19 protein-coding genes, 2 tRNA genes and 1 pseudogene are annotated in these 18,089 nt (G+C 66.4%); 13 read left to right on the forward strand and 9 right to left on the reverse strand.

The window, feature by feature from the left end; translation table 11 throughout:
- The first annotated feature begins 182 nt into the window (after positions 1–182).
- From P3W97_RS00100 to P3W97_RS00120, 5 genes are all read left to right on the forward strand, one after another.
- The gene (locus P3W97_RS00100; RefSeq protein ID WP_300842975.1) at positions 183–1,604 is read left to right on the forward strand and encodes a cytochrome bc complex cytochrome b subunit; all 1,422 of its coding nucleotides are present in this window, start codon (positions 183–185) and stop codon (positions 1,602–1,604) included.
- Between the two features lie 20 nt (positions 1,605–1,624).
- Entirely contained in the window at positions 1,625–2,395 is a 771-nt protein-coding gene (locus P3W97_RS00105) for a cytochrome c1 (protein ID WP_300842958.1), read from the forward strand.
- 97 nt (positions 2,396–2,492) lie between these two features.
- Positions 2,493–3,104, forward strand: coding sequence for a glutathione S-transferase N-terminal domain-containing protein (locus P3W97_RS00110; protein ID WP_300842959.1), 612 nt, complete (start codon positions 2,493–2,495; stop codon positions 3,102–3,104).
- Positions 3,104–3,595 (forward strand): ClpXP protease specificity-enhancing factor, encoded by a 492-nt coding sequence (locus tag P3W97_RS00115; RefSeq protein ID WP_300842960.1) that lies wholly within the window; start codon positions 3,104–3,106, stop codon positions 3,593–3,595. The genes P3W97_RS00110 and P3W97_RS00115 overlap by 1 nt, the downstream gene beginning before the upstream one ends.
- Positions 3,596–3,659: 64 nt before the next feature.
- A tRNA-Thr gene (locus P3W97_RS00120) sits at positions 3,660–3,735 on the forward strand.
- A 64-nt stretch (positions 3,736–3,799) separates the two neighbouring features.
- Here the strand turns inward: P3W97_RS00120 and P3W97_RS00125 are convergent.
- The 5 genes from P3W97_RS00125 to P3W97_RS00145 form a co-directional block, all read right to left on the reverse strand.
- Positions 3,800–3,892, reverse strand: a tRNA-Ser gene (locus P3W97_RS00125).
- A gap of 66 nt (positions 3,893–3,958) precedes the next feature.
- A complete protein-coding gene (locus P3W97_RS00130; RefSeq protein ID WP_300842961.1) occupies positions 3,959–5,251 on the reverse strand; it encodes a tryptophan--tRNA ligase in 1,293 nt (430 codons plus the stop codon).
- A 36-nt stretch (positions 5,252–5,287) separates the two neighbouring features.
- Positions 5,288–5,956 (reverse strand): site-2 protease family protein, encoded by a 669-nt coding sequence (locus P3W97_RS00135; protein ID WP_300842962.1) that lies wholly within the window; start codon positions 5,954–5,956, stop codon positions 5,288–5,290.
- Between the two features lie 36 nt (positions 5,957–5,992).
- Complete coding sequence (locus tag P3W97_RS00140) at positions 5,993–6,628, reverse strand: L-threonylcarbamoyladenylate synthase (RefSeq protein ID WP_300842963.1); 636 nt, start codon at positions 6,626–6,628, stop codon at positions 5,993–5,995.
- Between the two features lie 16 nt (positions 6,629–6,644).
- Positions 6,645–7,502 (reverse strand): 3',5'-nucleoside bisphosphate phosphatase, encoded by an 858-nt coding sequence (locus tag P3W97_RS00145; RefSeq protein WP_300842964.1) that lies wholly within the window; start codon positions 7,500–7,502, stop codon positions 6,645–6,647.
- Positions 7,503–7,538: 36 nt separating this feature from the next.
- Here P3W97_RS00145 and murJ point away from each other — a divergent pair, with 36 nt between their 5' ends.
- Together murJ and P3W97_RS00155 are read left to right on the forward strand one after the other, a co-directional pair.
- Positions 7,539–9,101, forward strand: coding sequence for a murein biosynthesis integral membrane protein MurJ (murJ, locus tag P3W97_RS00150; protein WP_300842965.1), 1,563 nt, complete (start codon positions 7,539–7,541; stop codon positions 9,099–9,101).
- A gap of 4 nt (positions 9,102–9,105) precedes the next feature.
- The gene (locus P3W97_RS00155) at positions 9,106–9,957 is read left to right on the forward strand and encodes a tetratricopeptide repeat protein (RefSeq protein ID WP_300842966.1); all 852 of its coding nucleotides are present in this window, start codon (positions 9,106–9,108) and stop codon (positions 9,955–9,957) included.
- A gap of 26 nt (positions 9,958–9,983) precedes the next feature.
- Here the strand turns inward: P3W97_RS00155 and purM are convergent, their stop codons facing one another.
- Positions 9,984–11,015 (reverse strand): phosphoribosylformylglycinamidine cyclo-ligase, encoded by a 1,032-nt coding sequence (purM, locus tag P3W97_RS00160; protein ID WP_300842967.1) that lies wholly within the window; start codon positions 11,013–11,015, stop codon positions 9,984–9,986.
- An 80-nt stretch (positions 11,016–11,095) separates the two neighbouring features.
- Between purM and P3W97_RS00165 the strand changes: the two genes are divergently transcribed.
- From P3W97_RS00165 to folK, 5 genes are all read left to right on the forward strand, one after another.
- A complete protein-coding gene (locus P3W97_RS00165) occupies positions 11,096–12,187 on the forward strand; it encodes an AI-2E family transporter (RefSeq protein ID WP_300842968.1) in 1,092 nt (363 codons plus the stop codon).
- On the forward strand, positions 12,188–12,874 hold the full coding sequence (hda, locus tag P3W97_RS00170) for a DnaA regulatory inactivator Hda (protein ID WP_300842969.1): 687 nt from the start codon (positions 12,188–12,190) through the stop codon (positions 12,872–12,874).
- Between the two features lie 103 nt (positions 12,875–12,977).
- The gene (locus P3W97_RS00175) at positions 12,978–13,652 is read left to right on the forward strand and encodes an HAD family phosphatase (RefSeq protein WP_300842976.1); all 675 of its coding nucleotides are present in this window, start codon (positions 12,978–12,980) and stop codon (positions 13,650–13,652) included.
- Positions 13,649–15,271, forward strand: a complete 1,623-nt coding sequence (gene pcnB, locus P3W97_RS00180; RefSeq protein ID WP_300842970.1) for a polynucleotide adenylyltransferase PcnB — start codon at positions 13,649–13,651, stop codon at positions 15,269–15,271. Before P3W97_RS00175 ends, pcnB begins: the two co-directional genes overlap by 4 nt.
- Positions 15,264–15,740 (forward strand): 2-amino-4-hydroxy-6-hydroxymethyldihydropteridine diphosphokinase, encoded by a 477-nt coding sequence (folK, locus tag P3W97_RS00185; protein WP_300842971.1) that lies wholly within the window; start codon positions 15,264–15,266, stop codon positions 15,738–15,740. Before pcnB ends, folK begins: the two co-directional genes overlap by 8 nt.
- 20 nt (positions 15,741–15,760) lie before the next feature.
- On the opposite strand, the gene pdxH is transcribed toward folK, so the two are convergent.
- Positions 15,761–16,393, reverse strand: coding sequence for a pyridoxamine 5'-phosphate oxidase (gene pdxH, locus P3W97_RS00190; protein ID WP_300842972.1), 633 nt, complete (start codon positions 16,391–16,393; stop codon positions 15,761–15,763).
- 95 nt (positions 16,394–16,488) lie between these two features.
- Between pdxH and P3W97_RS00195 the strand changes: the two genes are divergently transcribed.
- On the forward strand, positions 16,489–17,115 hold the full coding sequence (locus P3W97_RS00195) for a YceD family protein (protein ID WP_300842973.1): 627 nt from the start codon (positions 16,489–16,491) through the stop codon (positions 17,113–17,115).
- 134 nt (positions 17,116–17,249) lie between these two features.
- Here P3W97_RS00195 and P3W97_RS00200 read toward each other — a convergent pair whose 3' ends face one another.
- Together P3W97_RS00200 and P3W97_RS00205 are read right to left on the reverse strand one after the other, a co-directional pair.
- Entirely contained in the window at positions 17,250–17,903 is a 654-nt protein-coding gene (locus tag P3W97_RS00200; protein WP_300842974.1) for an NADP oxidoreductase, read from the reverse strand.
- A pseudogene (locus tag P3W97_RS00205) lies at positions 17,900–18,089 on the reverse strand (hypothetical protein); the annotation flags it as partial. The pseudogene P3W97_RS00205 and the gene P3W97_RS00200, both read right to left, overlap by 4 nt.

An 18,089-nucleotide genomic window follows, 5' to 3' on the forward strand; every position in this document is an offset into this window, starting at 1 on the left:
GCCCCCCCCACCGCGCGACCCTCACCATCGCGGCTCGCGAGCACCACCACAACCCCCCCCCCCACAATCTGGAGGTGCCGCCGCACCACTATGACTCGCCTACGGTCGTGCTGATCGGCGAACATCCGCCCAAAGCCAGAACTCCCGCTTTTGCACCGAATCCCCGCACCAGGGAATACATCATGGCCGAATTCAAGGAAGCCCCCCCCAACGCCACGCGCGGCGAGCAGCTCCTGACTTGGATTGACAACCGCTTCCCGTTGTCTAAGCTCTACAAGGAGCATCTGGCCGAATACTATGCGCCGAAGAACTTCAATTTCTGGTACTTCTTCGGCTCGCTGGCCCTGCTGGTGCTGGTCATTCAGATCGTCACCGGCATCTTTCTCGTCATGCACTACAAACCGGATGCCTCGCTCAACGCAGCCGGGGTGCCCGTGGCCTTCGCCTCGGTCGAATACATCATGCGCGATGTGCCCTGGGGCTGGTTGATTCGCTACATGCACTCCACGGGCGCTTCGGCATTTTTCATCGTAGTATATCTGCACATGTTCCGTGGGCTGATCTACGGCTCGTACCGCAAGCCGCGCGAGCTGGTCTGGATTTTCGGCTGTGCGATCTTTCTGGCCCTCATGGCAGAAGCTTTCATGGGTTACCTGTTGCCCTGGGGTCAAATGTCATACTGGGGCGCGCAGGTGATCGTCAACCTGTTTTCCGCCATTCCCTTCATCGGTCCCGATCTGGCGATCCTGATTCGGGGTGACTACGTCGTCAGCGATGCGACGCTCAACCGCTTCTTCAGTTTCCATGTCATCGCCGTGCCGCTGGTGTTGCTGGGGTTGGTCGTGGCGCACATCATAGCCCTGCACGAGGTGGGCTCCAACAACCCGGACGGTATCGAGATCAAGGCCACCAAAGGCCCGGATGGCAAGCCGCTGGACGGCATCCCCTTCCATCCGTACTACACCGTGCACGACATTTTGGGGGTCTCGGTGTTCCTGATGGCGTTTTCGGCGATCATCTTCTTTGCTCCCGAGCTCGGCGGCTATTTCCTGGAGTACAACAACTTCATTCCAGCCGATCCGATGGTGACGCCGCCGCACATCGCGCCAGTGTGGTATTTCACGCCGTTTTATTCGATGCTGCGCGCGACCACGAGCGAGATGATGTATGTGCTCGTCGCGGTGGTGCTGATCGGGGCGGTGCTGGGAGCGATCAAGTCGTCCATGGGCCCGGTGGGCAAAGGGGGGCTGCTGGGCGGCGCGGTGGTGTTGGCTGCGCTGATGATCAGCATCGACGCCAAATTCTGGGGCGTGGTCGTGATGGGCGGCGCGGTGATCATCTTGTTTTTCTTGCCCTGGCTAGACTACAGTCCGGTCAAATCGATCCGCTACCGTCCGAGTTGGAATAAGTATCTGTACGCGCTGTTCGTGATCAACTTTTTGATCCTCGGCTACTTGGGCGTGCTGCCGCCGTCGCCGATCGGTGAGCGTATTTCGCAGGTGGGTACATTGTTTTACTTCGGCTTTTTCCTGCTAATGCCGTGGTGGAGTCGCTTGGGTGAGTTCAAGCCTGTTCCTGCCCGCGTCAACTTCCAGGCCCACTGAAACTCGAGGAGTCGAATCCCATGAAGCGATGGATTGCCACGGGTCTGGTGGCCCTTGGTGCGATGTTCGGGACCCCTGGCGCGCTGCATGCGGCGGGTTCGGACTTCCCGATGGACAAGGCTCCGCGCCTGACCAACGATACAGCTGCGTTGCAAAACGGCGCGAAGATTTTCGTCAACTATTGCCTGAGCTGTCACTCGGCATCGTTTGTTCGCTACAACCGACTGACCGAAATCGGCCTGACGGAAAAACAAATCCGCGAGAATTTGATGTTCACCACCGAAAAAGTGGGCGACCAGATGATCGCGGCGATCGATCCCAAACAGGCCAAGGACTGGTTTGGCGCACAGCCACCCGATTTGTCGCTGGTGGCGCGCTCGCGCGCCGCGCAACTCAGCTACAGCGGACCTGACTATCTGTACACGCTGCTGCGCGGCTACTACCGCGACCCCAACCGCCCCACGGGATGGAACAATGTCGCCTTCCACAATATCGGCATGCCCCATCCGCTCTGGGAGTTGCAGGGCGAGCGCAAGCCGGTGTTCGAGAAGGTCTCCAGCCACGGCCACGAGGTGGAAGTTTTCCGTGGCTGGGAAGTCGTCAAGCCCGGCAAGCTGAGCGAGGCGGAATACGACCGCACCATCGCTGAACTGGTCGCGTTTCTGGAATGGATGGGTGAGCCCGCTAAGAACGATCGCATCCGCCTCGGGGTGTGGGTGCTGATCTTCCTGGGCGTCTTCACCGTCATTGCCTGGCGCCTGAATGCGGCTTATTGGAAAGACATCAAATAATCCCTCTGACCGCACGCTCGGGTGCGGTTCCCGCAGTGGGTGAGCCAGCCGGCAGGCGGCCATCCACTGTTTCTTTTTGTCGAGGAGCGAACACACCATGATGGTTCTGTACTCGGGCACCACCTGCCCGTATTCGCACCGTTGCCGTTTCGTGCTGTTCGAAAAAGGCATGGATTTCGAGATCCGTGATGTGGATCTGTACAACAAGCCCGAGGACATCGCGGTCATGAACCCCTACGGCCAGGTTCCCATTCTGGTTGAGCGCGATCTGATCCTGTACGAGTCCAACATCATCAACGAGTACATCGACGAGCGCTTTCCGCATCCGCAGCTGATGCCGGGCGATCCGGTGGACCGCGCCCGGGTGCGGCTGTTTCTGCTCAACTTCGAGAAGGAGCTGTTCACGCACGTCTCGGTGCTGGAGCAGCGCACGCCCAAACCGACCGACAAGCAGATCGAGAAGGCCAAGGGGCATATCCGCGACCGCCTGACCCAGTTGGCCCCCGTGTTCCTGAAAAACAAGTTCATGCTGGGGGACAATTTCTCCATGCTGGACGTGGCGATCGCCCCCTTGCTGTGGCGCCTGGATCACTATGGCATCGAGCTGAACAAGAATGCCGCTCCACTCCTGAAGTACGCCGAGCGCATCTTCTCGCGGCCGGCGTACATCGAGGCCCTGACCCCATCCGAAAAGGTCATGCGCAAGTGATGGATGCCGATCTGCCCTCCACGCGCCCCTATCTCATCCGCGCCCTGCACGAATGGTGCACGGATGGGGGGTTTACCCCCTACATCGTGGTCGCGGTCGATGAGCGTGTGCAGGTGCCGCGCGAGTTTGTGCGCGATGGTCAAATCGTCCTCAATGTCAGCTTCGACGCCACCAGCGGTCTGCGTCTGGGCAATGAGGTGGTCGAATTCAAAGCCCGCTTTGGTGGCATACCACGCGAAGTGGTGGTGCCCGTGGACCATGTGATTGCCATTTACGCGCGCGAGAATGGACAGGGCATGGCGTTTCCCGCCCCGCAGCCGGCATCGGCAAAGGCGGCGCCCCAGCGGTTGCAGATGGTGACCCGTGACGAGGCGCGCGCGCCGACCGATGATCCAAGCGGCTCCTCCGCGGAGATTGCACACAGTGGTGGCGACGGTGGTGAGCCCCCGCCACGGGGCGGCAAACGTCCGACGCTGACCCGGATCAAGTGACCCCCGCCAGGGGCTACAATGGAGGCTGCACGATGAGCAACCTGGCAAACCGGTTGCTCGACAAGCCGCTTTAGCTCAGTTGGTAGAGCACCCGCCTTGTAAGCGGTAGGTCGTCTGTTCGAGTCAGACAAGCGGCACCACGCATACTGTCCGCACCAAACAACAAAACCCTTTCCGACACGAGGCGGAAAGGGTTTTTGTTTGTGGCGGAGAGAGAGGGATTCGAACCCTCGATACGGGGGATACCCGTATACCGGATTTCGAGTCCGGCGCATTCGACCACTCTGCCATCTCTCCGCGGTCGTAAAGCTCGCTATTGTAGCAGGGCGCAAGCAGCGGTTTCGGGCTCGGTGGGCGCAGCGCCTACGCCTGCCGCAGCAGGGTCAACGCGGCGTCGATGCGGTCGGCCGTCACGAATGTCTCGATGAGGCTGTGCAGGTCCGCACAGCCACTCCAGCCTTCGGTCTTGAGACGGGCGATGGCCTGAGCCGCGGCCTTGGGCGAGTCGAACCCGGCGCTTTGCAGCAGCACATGGCCTTGGGCGTCGGTCAGCTTGAAGTAAAAGCGTCCGTCGCTTTCGCGGTACTGCTTGAAAACCGGCGGTGCGGCCTTGCGGTCCACGGTCTGGGCGGCCGGCGGCGGGGCCAGGTCGTCCAGAGGACGCAGCCCGACCGCCGCGCGCAGCCGCGCTGCGAATGGGGTCGCCTGGCTGCGCGCCTTGGCGGCCCCGGCGCGCAGCAGGGCCTCCACCTGCTGCGGGTGCGCCATCAGGTCGTCATAGGTGGCGCGCATGGGGGCGATTTCGCGTTCGATGCGCTCGAACAGGCGCTCTTTGGCTTCGGCCCAGGCAATACCGGCGGCAAAATCGCGCGCCAGGGCGGCGGTCTCGTCGGGCGTGGCAAAGGCTTGGTAGATCTGGAACAGCGCCGAGCCCTCGGTGTCCTTGGGCTCGCCCGGCGCACGGGAGTCGGTGACGATGCCCATGATGAGCCGCCGCAGCTGTTCGCGCGGCGCAAACAGCGGAATGACGTTGTCGTAGCTCTTGCTCATCTTGCGGCCATCCCGGCCGGGCAGGGTGGCGACCTGTTCGTCGATGACCGCCTCTGGCAGCGTGAAGTGCTCGCCGTACTGGTGGTTGAAGCTGGACGCCAGATCGCGCGCCATTTCGATGTGCTGGATCTGATCGCGGCCGACGGGCACACGGTGCGCATTGAACATCAGGATGTCGGCCGCCATCAGCACGGGGTACATGAACAGGCCCATGGTGACGCCATCGTCCATGTCGCGCCCCTCGGCGGTGTTTTTGTCCACGGCGGCTTTGTAGGCATGGGCGCGGTTGAGCAACCCTTTGCCGCAAACGCAGGCCAGCAGCCAGGTCAGCTCCGGGATTTCGGGGATATCGGACTGGCGGTAGAAGGTCACGCGCTCGGGGTCCAGACCGCACGCAATCCAGGTGGCAGCGATCTCTAGGGTGGAGCGCTGCACCCGGGCCGGGTCATGGGTGGAGATGAGGGCGTGGTAGTCGGCAAGAAACAGATAGCTGTCGATGCCCGGATGCCGGCTGGCGCGCACGGTGGGGCGAATGGCGCCGACATAGTTGCCCAGGTGCGGGGTGCCGGAGGGCTTGATACCGGTGAGGACGCGGACGGTGGTCATGAAGCAGCGGTGGGATGCGGCGGGCCGGACCCGCACTCAGAACAGCAGCCAGCGCAGCGGCGTGAGCAGCCACTCGATGGCCTGGGCGGTGATCTGCATCAGCGGGCGCAGCCACAGGCTGCTGACCACGCCGGTGACAACCAACGCCAGGACGATGAAAAAACCATACGGCTCGATGCGCGACAGTGTCATGGCCGGGCGCATGGGCAACAAGCCGACCAAGATCCGTCCACCATCCAGCGGTGGCAGCGGAAACAGGTTGAAGGCAAACATCACCAGATTGACCAGGACGCCCGCGCGCGCCATGCCGTTGAAGAACGGCTCCTGCACCTCCAGCGCGACGAGCGCGTAGCCCGCAGCCGCCCAGCCGATCGCCTGCGCCAGATTGGCCGCCGGTCCGGCCAAAGCCACCCAAATCATGTCGCGCTTGGGGTGGCGCAGCCGAGCAAAATTGACCGGCACCGGTTTGGCGTAGCCGAACAGGAAAGCCCCGGCCGTCGCGAAATACAGCAGCAACGGCATGGCGATCGTGCCGATCGGATCGATGTGCCGCATGGGGTTGAGCGTGATGCGGCCCAGCCGCTCGGCCGTCGGGTCGCCAAAGTGCAGGGCGGCATAGCCATGCGCAGCCTCATGCACGGTGATGGCAAACAGCACCGGCAGCGCGTAGATCGCGATGGTTTGGATGATTTCGGCCAGGTCCATGGCAGGATTGTCGCAGGTGGCGTGCAGGCTGCGGCTTCACAGGCCCAGCGGTGCGAGTGGCCCGCGGCCGATGCGCAGCACTGTGGGCTCACCGCCCGTGCCCATGGGTGTCAGATCGACCACGGTGGTGGGCTCTAGGGGACAGGCACCAGCGTCGATGACGACGGCCACGGCGTGCTCCAGCCGCTCGCGGATGGTGTGCGCATCGTTCAGCGGCCCCTCGTCGCCAGGCAGGATCAGCGTGGTGCCGAGCAGCGGGGCGCCGTGTAGGGCCAGCAGTTCACGCAGGGTGCGGTGTTCGGGCACACGCAGGCCGATGGTCTTGCGCGAGGGGTGGCTGACGCGACGCGGGACTTCCTTGCTCGCCTCCAGGATGAAGGTGTATGGCCCAGGGGTGGCAGCCTTGAGCAGCCGGTACTGGCGGTTGTCCACGCGCGCATAGGCGGCGAGTTCGGACAGATCGCGGCACAGCAGGGTTAGGTGGTGCCGCTCGTCCACCCCGCGGATGCGCCGCAGCCGCTCCACGGCTGCTTTGTCATCCAAATGGCACACCAAGGCATAGCTGGAATCCGTCGGTACCGCCAGCACGGCGCCCCCTTGCAGGGCCTGGGCCGCCTGGCGCAACAGGCGGGGTTGCGGGTTGTCCGGGTGGACTTCGAAGCATTGGGCCATGTGCGCTGTGCCCGCGTCAATGCTGGATGCGGTGGGGCAACAGCTCCCACACGGGGGTCAGGCGACCGTCCAGATAGGGCAGTGCGCCCAGGTCGGTGTGCGATTCGCCGGGGCTGTGGAAGTCGCTGCCGCGCGAGGCAGCCAGTCCGAACTCCAGCGCCATGTCGGCATAACGCACGACCTCGGCGCTGCTGTGGCTGCCGGTGACCACCTCCACCGCCCGGCCGCCGTGCGCTGCGAATTCGGCAAACAGCGCGTATTCCTGCGTGGGGTTGGGGTGGGCATAGCGCGCCGGATGGGCGATGACGGCGATGCCGCCGGCCTGGGTGATCCAGCGCACGGCGTCGCCCAGCGTGGCCCAGCGGTGCTCGACGTAGCCGGGTTTGCCTTCGGTCAGAAAGCGCCGAAATACCTCGTGCGTGTCGTGGCAGACGCCCGCCTCGACCAAATAGCGTGCGAAGTGGGTGCGCGAGATCAGCTCGGGGTTGCCCACGTATTTGAGCGCGCCTTCGAATGCGCCCCGGATGCCGACGGCGGCGAGCTGCGCCGCCATCTCGCGTGCGCGCCGCTCGCGTCCGCCGCGTGTGTGTGCGAGGCCCTGCACCAGCTGGGGATCGTCCGGGTCCACCCCCAAGCCGACGATGTGCACCGTCAAACCGGCGAAGGTGACCGAGATTTCCACGCCGCTCAAGTAAGGCAGACCGAGCGCATGCGCCGCTGCTGCCGCCCGGTGCTGGCCGCCGACCTCGTCGTGGTCGGTCAGCGCCCACAACTCCACCCCGTTGGCTTTGGCGCGTTCGGCCAACGCCTCGGGCGCGAGCGTGCCGTCGGAGACCGTGGAGTGGCAGTGCAGGTCGGCGTTCAGGATGGTCATGTCGTACCATTGTAGGCGCGCGGCTACACTCGTGCCGTGTCGCTGTTCAAATCCGCTTCGATCGTCTCGCTGCTGACGCTGGCATCGCGCATCACCGGCCTGGTGCGCGAGTTGCTGATCGCCGCCACCTTTGGGGCCAGTGCACTGACCGATGCCTTCCAGGTCGCGTTTCGCATCCCCAATTTGCTGCGCCGCCTGTTTGCCGAGGGGGCGTTTTCGCAGGCGTTCGTGCCGGTGCTGGCCGCCACGCGCCAGACACAGGCAGGCGCGGCTACGCGCGAGCTGATCGACCGCACGGCCACGCTGCTGGTCGCGGTGCTGCTGCTGACCTGTGCGGTCGGGGTGCTCGGCGCCCCGCTGCTGGTGTGGGCGATGGCAGCGGGCTTGCAGCAAAATCCACATGGCTTTGATGTCGCCGTGGTGCTGACGCGCTGGATGTTTCCCTACATCGGCTTTATGTCGCTGGTCGCGCTCAGTGCTGGCATCCTCAATACCTGGCAGCGCTTTGCGGTGCCAGCCGCCACTCCGGTGCTGCTCAACCTGGCCATGATCGGCGCGGCGTGGTGGGGGGCGCCGGCCTTGGAGCGTTGGGGCCTGGAGCCCATCTATGCGCTGGCCGGTGGCGTCATGCTGGGGGGCGTGCTGCAACTGGGGGTGCAGATGCCCGCGCTGGCGCGGCTGGGGCTGCTGCCCCGTGTGCGGCTGACCGGCGCGGGGCTGCGCGCCGGCTGGCAGCACCCGGGCACACGCCGCATCCTCAGGCTGATGGGGCCGGCCCTGCTGGGTGTGAGCGTGGCCCAGGTGTCCCTGCTGATCAACACCCAGATCGCGTCGCATCTGGCCACGGGCAGCGTGTCGTGGCTGACCTATGCCGATCGGCTGATGGAGTTTCCCACGGCGCTGCTGGGGGTGGCGCTGGGGGTGGTGCTGTTGCCGCAGTTGGCGGCGGCGCAGGCGGCGGGGGATGCGGAGCGGTACAGCCGGCTGCTCGACTGGGGGTTGCGCTGGGTGGTGCTGCTGGCCGTGCCCAGCGCGGTGGGCTTGCTGGTGTTTGGCCAGCCGCTCGTGGCCGTGCTGTACCACTACGGGGCCTTCTCGGCGACCGATGTGCGGCAGACCGCGCAGGCGCTGATGGGCTACGGCGTCGGTCTGCTGGGGCTCATCGCGATCAAGGTGCTGGCACCGGGCTTCTATGCCCAGCAGGATATCCGCACGCCAGTGCGCATTGCCGTGGTGGTGTTGATATTCACTCAGGTGATGAACGCGCTGCTGGTGCCGCATCTGGCCCATGCCGGGCTGGCCCTGGCGATCGGGCTGGGGGCGTTGCTCAATGCCGGGTGGCTGATGACCGGGCTGATGCGACGGCGGGCCTATGTGCCGCAGCCGGGCTGGGGCCGTTTTGGCCTGCAGGTGTTGTTCGCTGCCGCGGTGTTGACGGTGTACCTGCTGTGGCTGGCGCAGGCCTATGATTGGATCCACCCCGAAGGCCGGGCCATGCGTGCGGGGGTGCTGGCGGCTGGCATGCTGGGCGCCGTCGCGACCTATTTTGGGGTATTGGCTGTGGCTGGTTTGCCGTTGCGCCAGTTTGTGCGAAAGTAGCGACATGAACTGGGCCGCGCGGCCGCCTTCTTCGCTCGATTATTTCGCCTCGCTGGTGGCGCGGGACGAGGGCTTTCCGTTGCTGGAAGCCACGGCCGCCGTCGCTTTGGATGAGTACCCCGATCTCGACATCCAGGCGGTGCTGGACGGGGTGGATCGACTGCTGGAGCGGCTGCGGCGCCGTCTGCCGGCGGATGCCGGGCACCTGCACCGGCTGCGCGTGCTCAACCAGTTTTTCTTTCACGATTTGGGGTTTGGTGGCAACGTCAATGACTACTATGACCCCGAAAACAGCTATCTGCACACGGTGCTGCGCACCCGCCGGGGCATTCCGATCAGCCTGGCGGTGATTTGGCTGGAGCTGGCGCAGGGCATCCGGTTGCGCGCAGCCGGGATCAATTTTCCCGGACACTTTCTGGTCAAGATCCATCTGCCGCAGGGGCAGGTGATCCTCGATCCGCTCACGGGCCGCTCTCTGAGCCGCGAAGACCTGGCCGAGCGGCTCGAGCCGTACAAGCGCCGCAATGGACTGGTGGACGATTTCGATGTGCCGGTGGACCTGTATCTGCAGGCTGCGGCGCCGCGCGACATCGTGGCGCGGGCGCTGCGCAACCTCAAAGAGATTCACCGGGCGCAGGCGGATTGGCAGCGGCTGATCCCTGTGCTCGACCGTCTGATCGTTTTGCTGCCCGAGGCCTGGGCCGAGGTGCGCGATCGCGGACTGGCCTGGGCCGAGCTGGGGCAGCCTGCCCGGGCGCTGCCCGATCTGGAAGCCTATCTGGCCCACGCCGACGATCCGCTGGAAGTGGATGCCATCGCCCAGCGTGTGCGCGAGCTGCGCGGCGGGGCGGCTTGACGGCGGGGGCGCCGGACCCGAGATCTTCAGCGGACGACGACCGCCGCTGCGTCGCCGCGCGGCGCGATGCGGCCGATGACATGCACCGTTTCGCCCTGCGCGCGCAGGGTCGCCGCCGTGGCGTCGGCGTGATCGGCCGCGACCACCACGACCATGCCGATGCCGTTGTTGAAGGTGCGGTTCATCTCGTGGTCATCGATGCCGGCGGTGCGCTGCAGCCAGGCAAACAGCTCGCTTTGCGGCCAACTGCCCTTGACCAGGTGCGCAGCCATTCCCTCGGGCAGTACGCGCGGAATGTTTTCCAGCAGTCCGCCGCCGGTGATGTGCGCCAGTGCCTTGATCGGATGCTGCTGCAGCGCGGCCAGTACGGGCTTCACGTACAAGCGCGTGGGGGCCATGATGGCTTCGCGCAGCGGCTGCCCGTCCAGCGCAGCCGGCAGGTTGGCGCCGGCGCGCTCCAGGCATTTGCGCACCAGGCTAAAGCCGTTGGAGTGCACGCCGTTGGAGGCCAGGCCCAGCACCACATCCCCGGCGCGGACCTCGGCGCCGGTGAGGATGCGCGATTTTTCCACCACGCCGACGCAAAAGCCCGCCAGGTCGTATTCGCCGGGCGGATACATGCCGGGCATCTCGGCGGTCTCGCCGCCAATCAGCGCGCAGCCGGATTCCTCGCAGCCGCGGGCGATGCCGGCCACCACGCGCGCGGCGGTGTCCACATCCAACTGGCCGCAAGCAAAGTAGTCCAGGAAGAACAGCGGCTCGGCACCCTGCACCAGCACGTCATTGACGCTCATCGCCACGAGGTCGATGCCGACGGTGTCGTGCATGTCCCACGCGAAGGCGAGCTTGAGCTTGGTGCCCACGCCGTCGGTGCCGCTGACCAGCACGGGCTCGCGATAGCGCTTCGGGATCTCGAACAGCGCGCCGAAGCCGCCGATACCGGCCAGCACCCCCTCGCGCAGCGTGCGGCGGGCCAGCGGTTTGATACGCTCGACGAGCGCGTCACCGGCGTCGATGTCGACGCCAGCGTCTTTGTAGGAGAGGGGGGTTGTATTCATGGGGTCGGTAGAATCGCCATGATTGTACGGGTGCCCCGCTCGGTCGTGAGCAGGGCATTGGCCCGCTGCCCTGACCCTCGATGCTGCTGACCGATTCCCAACGACAAGCCCTGCTGTGGCTGGCTCTGGCCGTCGCCGGCTGGTGGGGGATATCGCTGCTTGCGCCCGTGTTGTTGCCGTTCGTGGCGGCGGCGGTCTTGGCTTACACGCTGCGGCCGGTGGTGGTCTGGTTGGCCGCACACCGGGTGCCGCAGTGGCTGGGTGCGGGTCTGGCGATTGTTCTGCTGATGCTGGTGCTGCTGGCGGTGGCGCTCATCATCGTGCCAGTCGTCACCCAGCAGTGGCCCTTGCTGCGCGAGCAGATTCCGCCGCTGCTGGAGCGGCTCAATGCCTGGCTGGTGCCGCTGGCGCAGCGCCACGGGTTCGACATCGCCATCGACGTGGAGGGCGTGCGCGCGTTGCTGCGGCGCATGATCAGCGGCCATGAAGGGCAGTTAATGGACCATGTGCTGGCGTCGCTGCGCATCGGCGGCAGTGCCATGCTTGCGGTGCTGGGCCATTTGGTGCTGATGCCGGTGGTGGCCTACTACCTGCTGCTCGACTGGGATGTCGTGGTGATGCGCTGCCGCGCCTTGGTGCCGCCGCCGTGGCGCCCGGCGGTCGGGCGTTTTCTGGCCGAGGCCGATGGGGTTTTGGGGCAGTATCTGCGCGGCCAATTGTTGGTCATGGGGACGCTGGCGGTGTTCTACGCGGTGGCGCTTTCCCTGGTGGGTCTCAAGCTCGCGGTGCCGATCGGGGTTTTCACGGGGCTGGCGGTGTTCGTGCCGTATTTGGGTTTCGGGCTGGGCCTGGTGCTGGCCCTGCTCGCTGCGCTGTTGCAATTTCAGAGTGCGCTGGGGGTGTTGCTGGTCGCGGCGGTGTACGCGGCGGGGCAGGTCATCGAGAGCTTTTTTCTCACCCCGCGGCTGGTTGGCGAGCGCATCGGGCTGCACCCCATCGGGGTCATCTTTGCCCTCATGGCCTTTGGCCACCTGTTTGGGTTCGTGGGCGTCCTGATCGCGTTGCCCGTGTCGGCGGTGCTGCTGGTGGCGGTGCGGCGCTTGCAGGCGCTGTATGTGGGCAGCCCCTTGTACCGCCCGCGCGGCGAGGCGCCTGCGCCGGGGGAGGACTGAGTGGAGCAGCTCGTCTTGGACCTGGGCTTGGCCCCCATGCCGACCTTGGCCAACTTTGTCCCCGATGGCAACGAGCCGGTCTGGGGGCACCTGCGGCTGTGGCTTCAGGGACAGCCGCGCGCGCCGCTGCCCATGTACTGGTGGGGGCCGACTGGCAGCGGCAAGACGCATCTGCTGCGCGCCGTGGCCCAGTGCCTGCTCGCTCAGGGTGAGTCGGTGGGGTGGCTCGGAGCCGAGCTGAGCCGACCTGCGCCCTTTGACGAGCGCTGGTCGGCGGTGCTGCTGGACGATGTGCAGCTCTACACCGCCGAACAGCAGGCCGCCGCCTTCAACTGGTTCGTGAACGCCCAGTCCCCGGCGGTCGGACCGCAGCGCGCGGTGCTGGCCTGCGGCGACCGCCCCCCTGCGGATCTGCCGCTGCGCGAGGATTTGCGCAGCCGTCTCGCTTGGGGGCATGTGTTCCAATTGCGACCCTTGGACGAGGCGGCGCGCCGTGCCGTGCTGCGCCGCGCGGCCGATGCCCGGGGGATGGTTTTGTCCGACGAGGTCATGGACTTTATGCTCAACCGCTTTGCACGTGATCTGTCCAGCCTGATGGCGTTGTTGGATCGCTTGGATGGCTATGCGCTGCGAACCCAGCGCGCCATCACCATCCCCTTGCTGCGGGCCATGTTGGCCAACGGCTGAGCGCCCGACCACACCGCTGGAACGCCTTGCCACGATGAATGCCGACGCCGCGCCCATCCAGCCGTCTGCCGCCTTGGTGCCCCCCAAGAGGGCGCAGAGCCGGCTGGGCATTGCGCTATTCGACCTGGACCATACATTGCTGCCGCTGGACTCGGACTACGCCTGGGGCGAGTTCACCACCCGCATCGGCTGGACCGACCCGGTGGAGTTTGTGCGGCGCAACGATGCTTTTTTTGCCGATTACCAAGCGGGTCGGCTCGACGTGCATGCTTATGTGCGCTTTGCCACCGACGCGCTGCGCGTGCGCGGCCCGCAGGCGGCCGCCGAGGCGCATGCGCGCTTCATGGCCGAGGTGATCGAGCCGGCGATCCAGCCCGCTGCCCGCGCCTTGCTGGCCGCGCACCGCGAGCGCGGCGACCGGGTGGCCATCGTCACCGCCACCAACGAGTTCGTCACCCGGCCGATTGCCCGCGCGCTGGGCGTGCAGACGCTGATCGCCGTCGAGTTGGAGCGCGGCCCCGACGGCTGGATCACCGGAGCCATCCGCGGCGTGCCTTCGTTTCGCGAGGGCAAGGTCACGCGCGTGGCGCAGTGGCTGGCGGCCCAGGGGCTGGATTGGGATGATGTGCATGTGACCTTTTATTCCGATTCCACCAACGATCTGCCCCTGCTGGAGCGCGCCGACGTGCCCGTGGCCACCAATCCGGGGGCGGGTTTGCGTCAACTGGCGCGCGAGCGCGGTTGGCGCATCCTGGACCTGTTCGACCCTCTCCCATGATCAAGACGCTGATCGACAAACTGCTGGACAAGACGGTGCGTCCCACCCTGCGCCGGCCCCGCTTTGGCAAGCGCGAGGACGTGCCGGTGGCCGTGCACGGCATCGACCCCTCGCTGGTGGACGGCCGGGCGCTGGATGTGGTGCACACCCTCAAGCGCGCCGGCTTTCAGGCCTACATCGTTGGCGGTGCGGTGCGCGACTTGCTGCTGGGTTTGCGGCCGAAAGATTTCGATGTGGCCACCAACGCCACGCCGGATCAGGTCAAGGCGCTGTTTCGCCGCGCCTTCATCATAGGGCGACGCTTTCGCATCGTGCATGTGGTGTTTGGCCGTGGACGCGAGCACGAGGTCATCGAGGTCTCCACCTTTCGGGCCTACCTCGACTCGGCAGCCGCCGAGCCCGTGGTGGGCGACGAGCGCTCCCAGCGCGCCCTGGCGGGGGTGTCCTTGGCGGTGGATGCCAGCGGCCGAGTGCTGCGCGACAACGTCTGGGGGCCGATCGAGCAGGACGCGGCGCGGCGTGACTTCACCATCAACGCCATGTATTACGACCCGGAGACCGAGACCGTGGTCGATTTCCACCAGGGCATACGCGATGCCCGCAAACGCCTGCTGCGCATGATCGGGGACCCGTCCACCCGCTACCGTGAAGACCCGGTGCGCATCATCCGCGCCGTGCGTTTTGCGGCCAAGCTCAGCGCTCTGGGCTTCAAGCTCGACGACAAAACCCGTGCCCCCATGGTGGCACACCTGCCGCTGCTGGCCGACGTGCCGCCCAGCCGGCTGTTCGACGAGATGCTCAAGCTGCTGCAGACGGGCCACGCGATCGCCAGTGTGGAGGCGCTCAAGGCCAACGGACTGGCGCGCGGCATCTACCCGCTGCTGGATGTGGTGGTGGAGCGGGGCGAGGATCCCTTTGTGCGCGCGGCGCTGCAGGACACCGACCGCCGCGTGGCCGAGGGCAAACCGGTGGCGCCGAGCTTTTTGCTCGCCTGCGTGCTGTGGCAGGATGTGCGCACGGCGTGGCAACGTCGCCTGGGCGAGGGGGTGGCGCCGTTTCCCGCCCTCGTCGAGGCGGTGGACACGGTGTTCGAGTCGCGCATCGGCGACATCTCTGGGCGCGGCAAGCTTGGTGCCGACCTGCGTGAGATCTGGATGATGCAGCCGCGCTTTGACAAGCGCAGCGGGCAGAGCCCCTTCACATTGGTGGAGCAGCCCCGCTTTCGAGCGGGCTTCGATTTTCTGCGCCTGCGCGCCCAGGTCGGCGAGGTGGAGGAAGAGCTTGCGCACTGGTGGGAGACCTTCAGCCTGGCGGGTGAAGCCGTGCGGCGCGACATGATGGAAGCCATCCGGCTGGAGCAGCAGCGTGCCAAGGCCCCGGGCAAGGCTGCGCGCAGCCGCCGCCAGCGCGCCAGCGATACCGCCGGGGACGAGGGCTTGCCGCCCGCCCGCTGCGCCGTGTCCGATCCGGCGATGCCGTCGCCGGAGGATCTCAGTGGCGAGCCGCCTGGGCCTGCCGCGCCGCGCAAGCGCCGCCGCCGCCGGCGCAAGCCCGCTGGCGGCGGGGCAGGCGCAGAGGACGGGGTCCGTCCGAGCGATGGCGGCACACCCGATGCGTGACGTCGTCACGGCCTATATCGGTATCGGCGCCAACCTGGGCGATGCTGCGGCCCAAGTCCGAGCCGCGTTGCAGTGGTTGGACGAGCTGCCGCAGACGCGGCGCATCGCCGCTTCAGGCCTGTGGCGCAGCGCGCCGGTGGATGCCGACGGGCCGCACTACTGCAATGCGGTCGCCGCAGTGTCCACCCGCCTGAGCGCCCCCGCGCTGCTGCAGGCGCTCCATGCGCTGGAGGCCCGTGCCGGCCGGGAGCGCCCCTACCGCAACGCCCCGCGCACGCTGGACCTGGATCTGCTGCTTTACGGCAGCGCGCGCATCCAGTCCCCGCGACTCATCGTGCCCCATCCGCGCATGGAGCAGCGCGCATTCGTGCTGATGCCGCTGGCGCAGATCGCCCCCGAGCGCGTCACCATCTCCGCGCTGCAGGCCGTCGCTGGGCAGGATGTCGAGCCGATGGCGCCGCCAGTCTGAGTCTGTGGTGCAGGGACGGCTTAGGGCGCCAGCCGCTCTCGTATCCAACGAAGGCCATCCAACCGGTAGCGCAGCCGATCGTGCAAGCGGCTTTTGCGACCCTGCCAGAATTCCCAGGTGTCGGGTTTGAGGCGAAAGCCTCCCCAGTGAGGGGGGCGCGGTGGATTCATCAAGAACTGAGCGGCATATTTGGCGGCATTGGCCACCAGCACCGCACGGCTGTCGATGACCTGGCTTTGCGGGCTGGCCCAGGCGCCGATGCGGTGGTCCAGGGGGCGGCTAGCATAGTAGGCGTCGCTTTCTTCGGCGCTGACCTTCTCGACCACCCCCTCGATGCGCACCACCCGCTCCAGCTCCACCCAGTGAAACTGCAGCGCCGCGTAGGGGTTGCCAGCCAGTTCGCGGCCCTTGCGGCTTTCGTAGTTGGTGTACCAGACGATGCCACGCTCGTCGTAGCCCTTGATCAGCACCACGCGGGTGCTCGGCCGCAGGTCGCTGCCCACCGTTGCCAGCGTCATGGCGTTGGGCTCGGGCAGTTCGGCGCGGATGGCCTCATGCAGCCACTGATCGAATTGCCGCAATGGGTCGGTGTGCGAGGCATCCTCGCTGAGTTCGGCTTTCTCGTAGCTTTTGCGCAGATCGGCGATATTCATAGGGGCTCAGTATGGCACGGCTGGCCGAGTCGGTGCGCCTCGAAACGGAGGCGGCAGGGGGCCATAGGCGGTCGGCAGAGGGATAATCATGGCGCATGAATCCCCCAAAACCCCATGCCGATGAGTCCCATGACTGGATCGACGTCGATGCGCTGACGCGCCGCGGTGAGGCCCTGTCGGGAGCGTTTGCCCTGGCTCGTCTGCCGCGCGTACTGGCCGACGCGCCCGACGGACTGGGGCTGGCCGAAGAAGCCGTTCGCTGGCGCGTCCATGCCGAATGGCGCGATCCGCCTGCGGCGGTGGCGGCGGCGGTGCGCGCGTTGGCCGGCGGACGCCGCGCAGCGGTGCCGCGGCAGTTGTGGTTGCATTTGTGGGCCGAAGGTCGGGTGCCGCTCGTCTGTCAGCGTTGTTTGGAGCCGTATTGGCAGCCGGTGACGGTGGACCGCTGGTTTCGCTTCGTGGCCGACGAAGCCACGGCCGAGGCGCAAGACGGATCCTGCGAAGAGGATTTGCTGGTGCTCGACGGCCCGCGCTACCCCTTGCGGGAGTTGGTGGAGGAGGAGCTGTTGCTGGCCGTGCCGATCGTGCCGCTGCATGCGGTGTGCCCACGCCCGATTCCCCTGGCCGCAGGCGACACGCTGGGCGCCGGGCCACAGACCCCTTCCAATCCGTCGCGCCCCAATCCCTTTGCCGCACTGACGGCCTGGAAACCCCCGCGCTGAGCCGTTTGGCGACGGCTCCGCGCTGCCGAGTATCCTCACCGACCGTCGCTGCGCTGGCTTCGCGGCACAGCCATCGACACGCCCAGTCGTGGGCTTGGGCCAAATCATGCCGTCAGGCACCAGCCAGCCGCCGATCACCCGATCCAGCGCCTTTGGACGCCGCCAGATGGTGCGAGACCGGGTCGATGGCGATGCGGCGCAGGCCCTGGGGGTCGGCCGCGGTTTCTAGCGAGCGGGCGGACTCCGCCATAGCCGATCAGACCCTTGTGCAGTTGTGGTGGGCGCCCAGCCATCGAATCCTGCAACAGCTGCCAGAAGGTATCGGCAGGCGGGGCATCGGCTGGCGGCGGACGGCCGGGCAGCGCAGGGCCGATCTGCACCACCTCGTGAATCGGCCACATCCGATCGCGGGGCAGCAGCAACTCGGGGTCGTTCGGCACCTCGCCGTAGGCCGCCGTCATGATCTCGCCCACGTCGAGGTGGTTGCGCAGTGCGGGCAAGCCGCCGGTGAAGGCGCAGGCGCCGACGGCTACCAAGATCCGGCACCGGTCGCGAAAGGCGCGCAGCACCTCCGCATTTTCGGCATTGCACAGCCCGCCTTCGACGAGCCCGATGTTACAGCGGCCCACCGTCTTGATGCCCGTCAGCGGCGAGCGGTCGAATTCGATCTGCTCGATCAGGTCGAACAGGCGCTCGTCGATGTCGAGGAAGGACAGGTGACAGCCGAAGCATCCGGTCAGCGAGACCGTGGCCACACGCCATTGGCGGGCGGCGGTGGCGGGGCTCATCCGGGCGTCTCCGCATCGTCGCAGCGGCGCCGTCCGTAGTGCAGGTCGGTCATGCCCGTGCGTTGTGCGAGAGCCTGCAATTGGCAGTTTCCGCTTTTTTCACAGCAAGGACTAAAGTGGTCGCCCTCGATGAACAGCATCTGCAGCCGGTGCAGGCGGCGCGCCTGGAGCGCATCGGTGTGGCAT

It is taken from the genome of Tepidimonas sp., from assembly GCF_029335975.1.
Lineage (GTDB): Bacteria > Pseudomonadota > Gammaproteobacteria > Burkholderiales > Burkholderiaceae_C > Tepidimonas.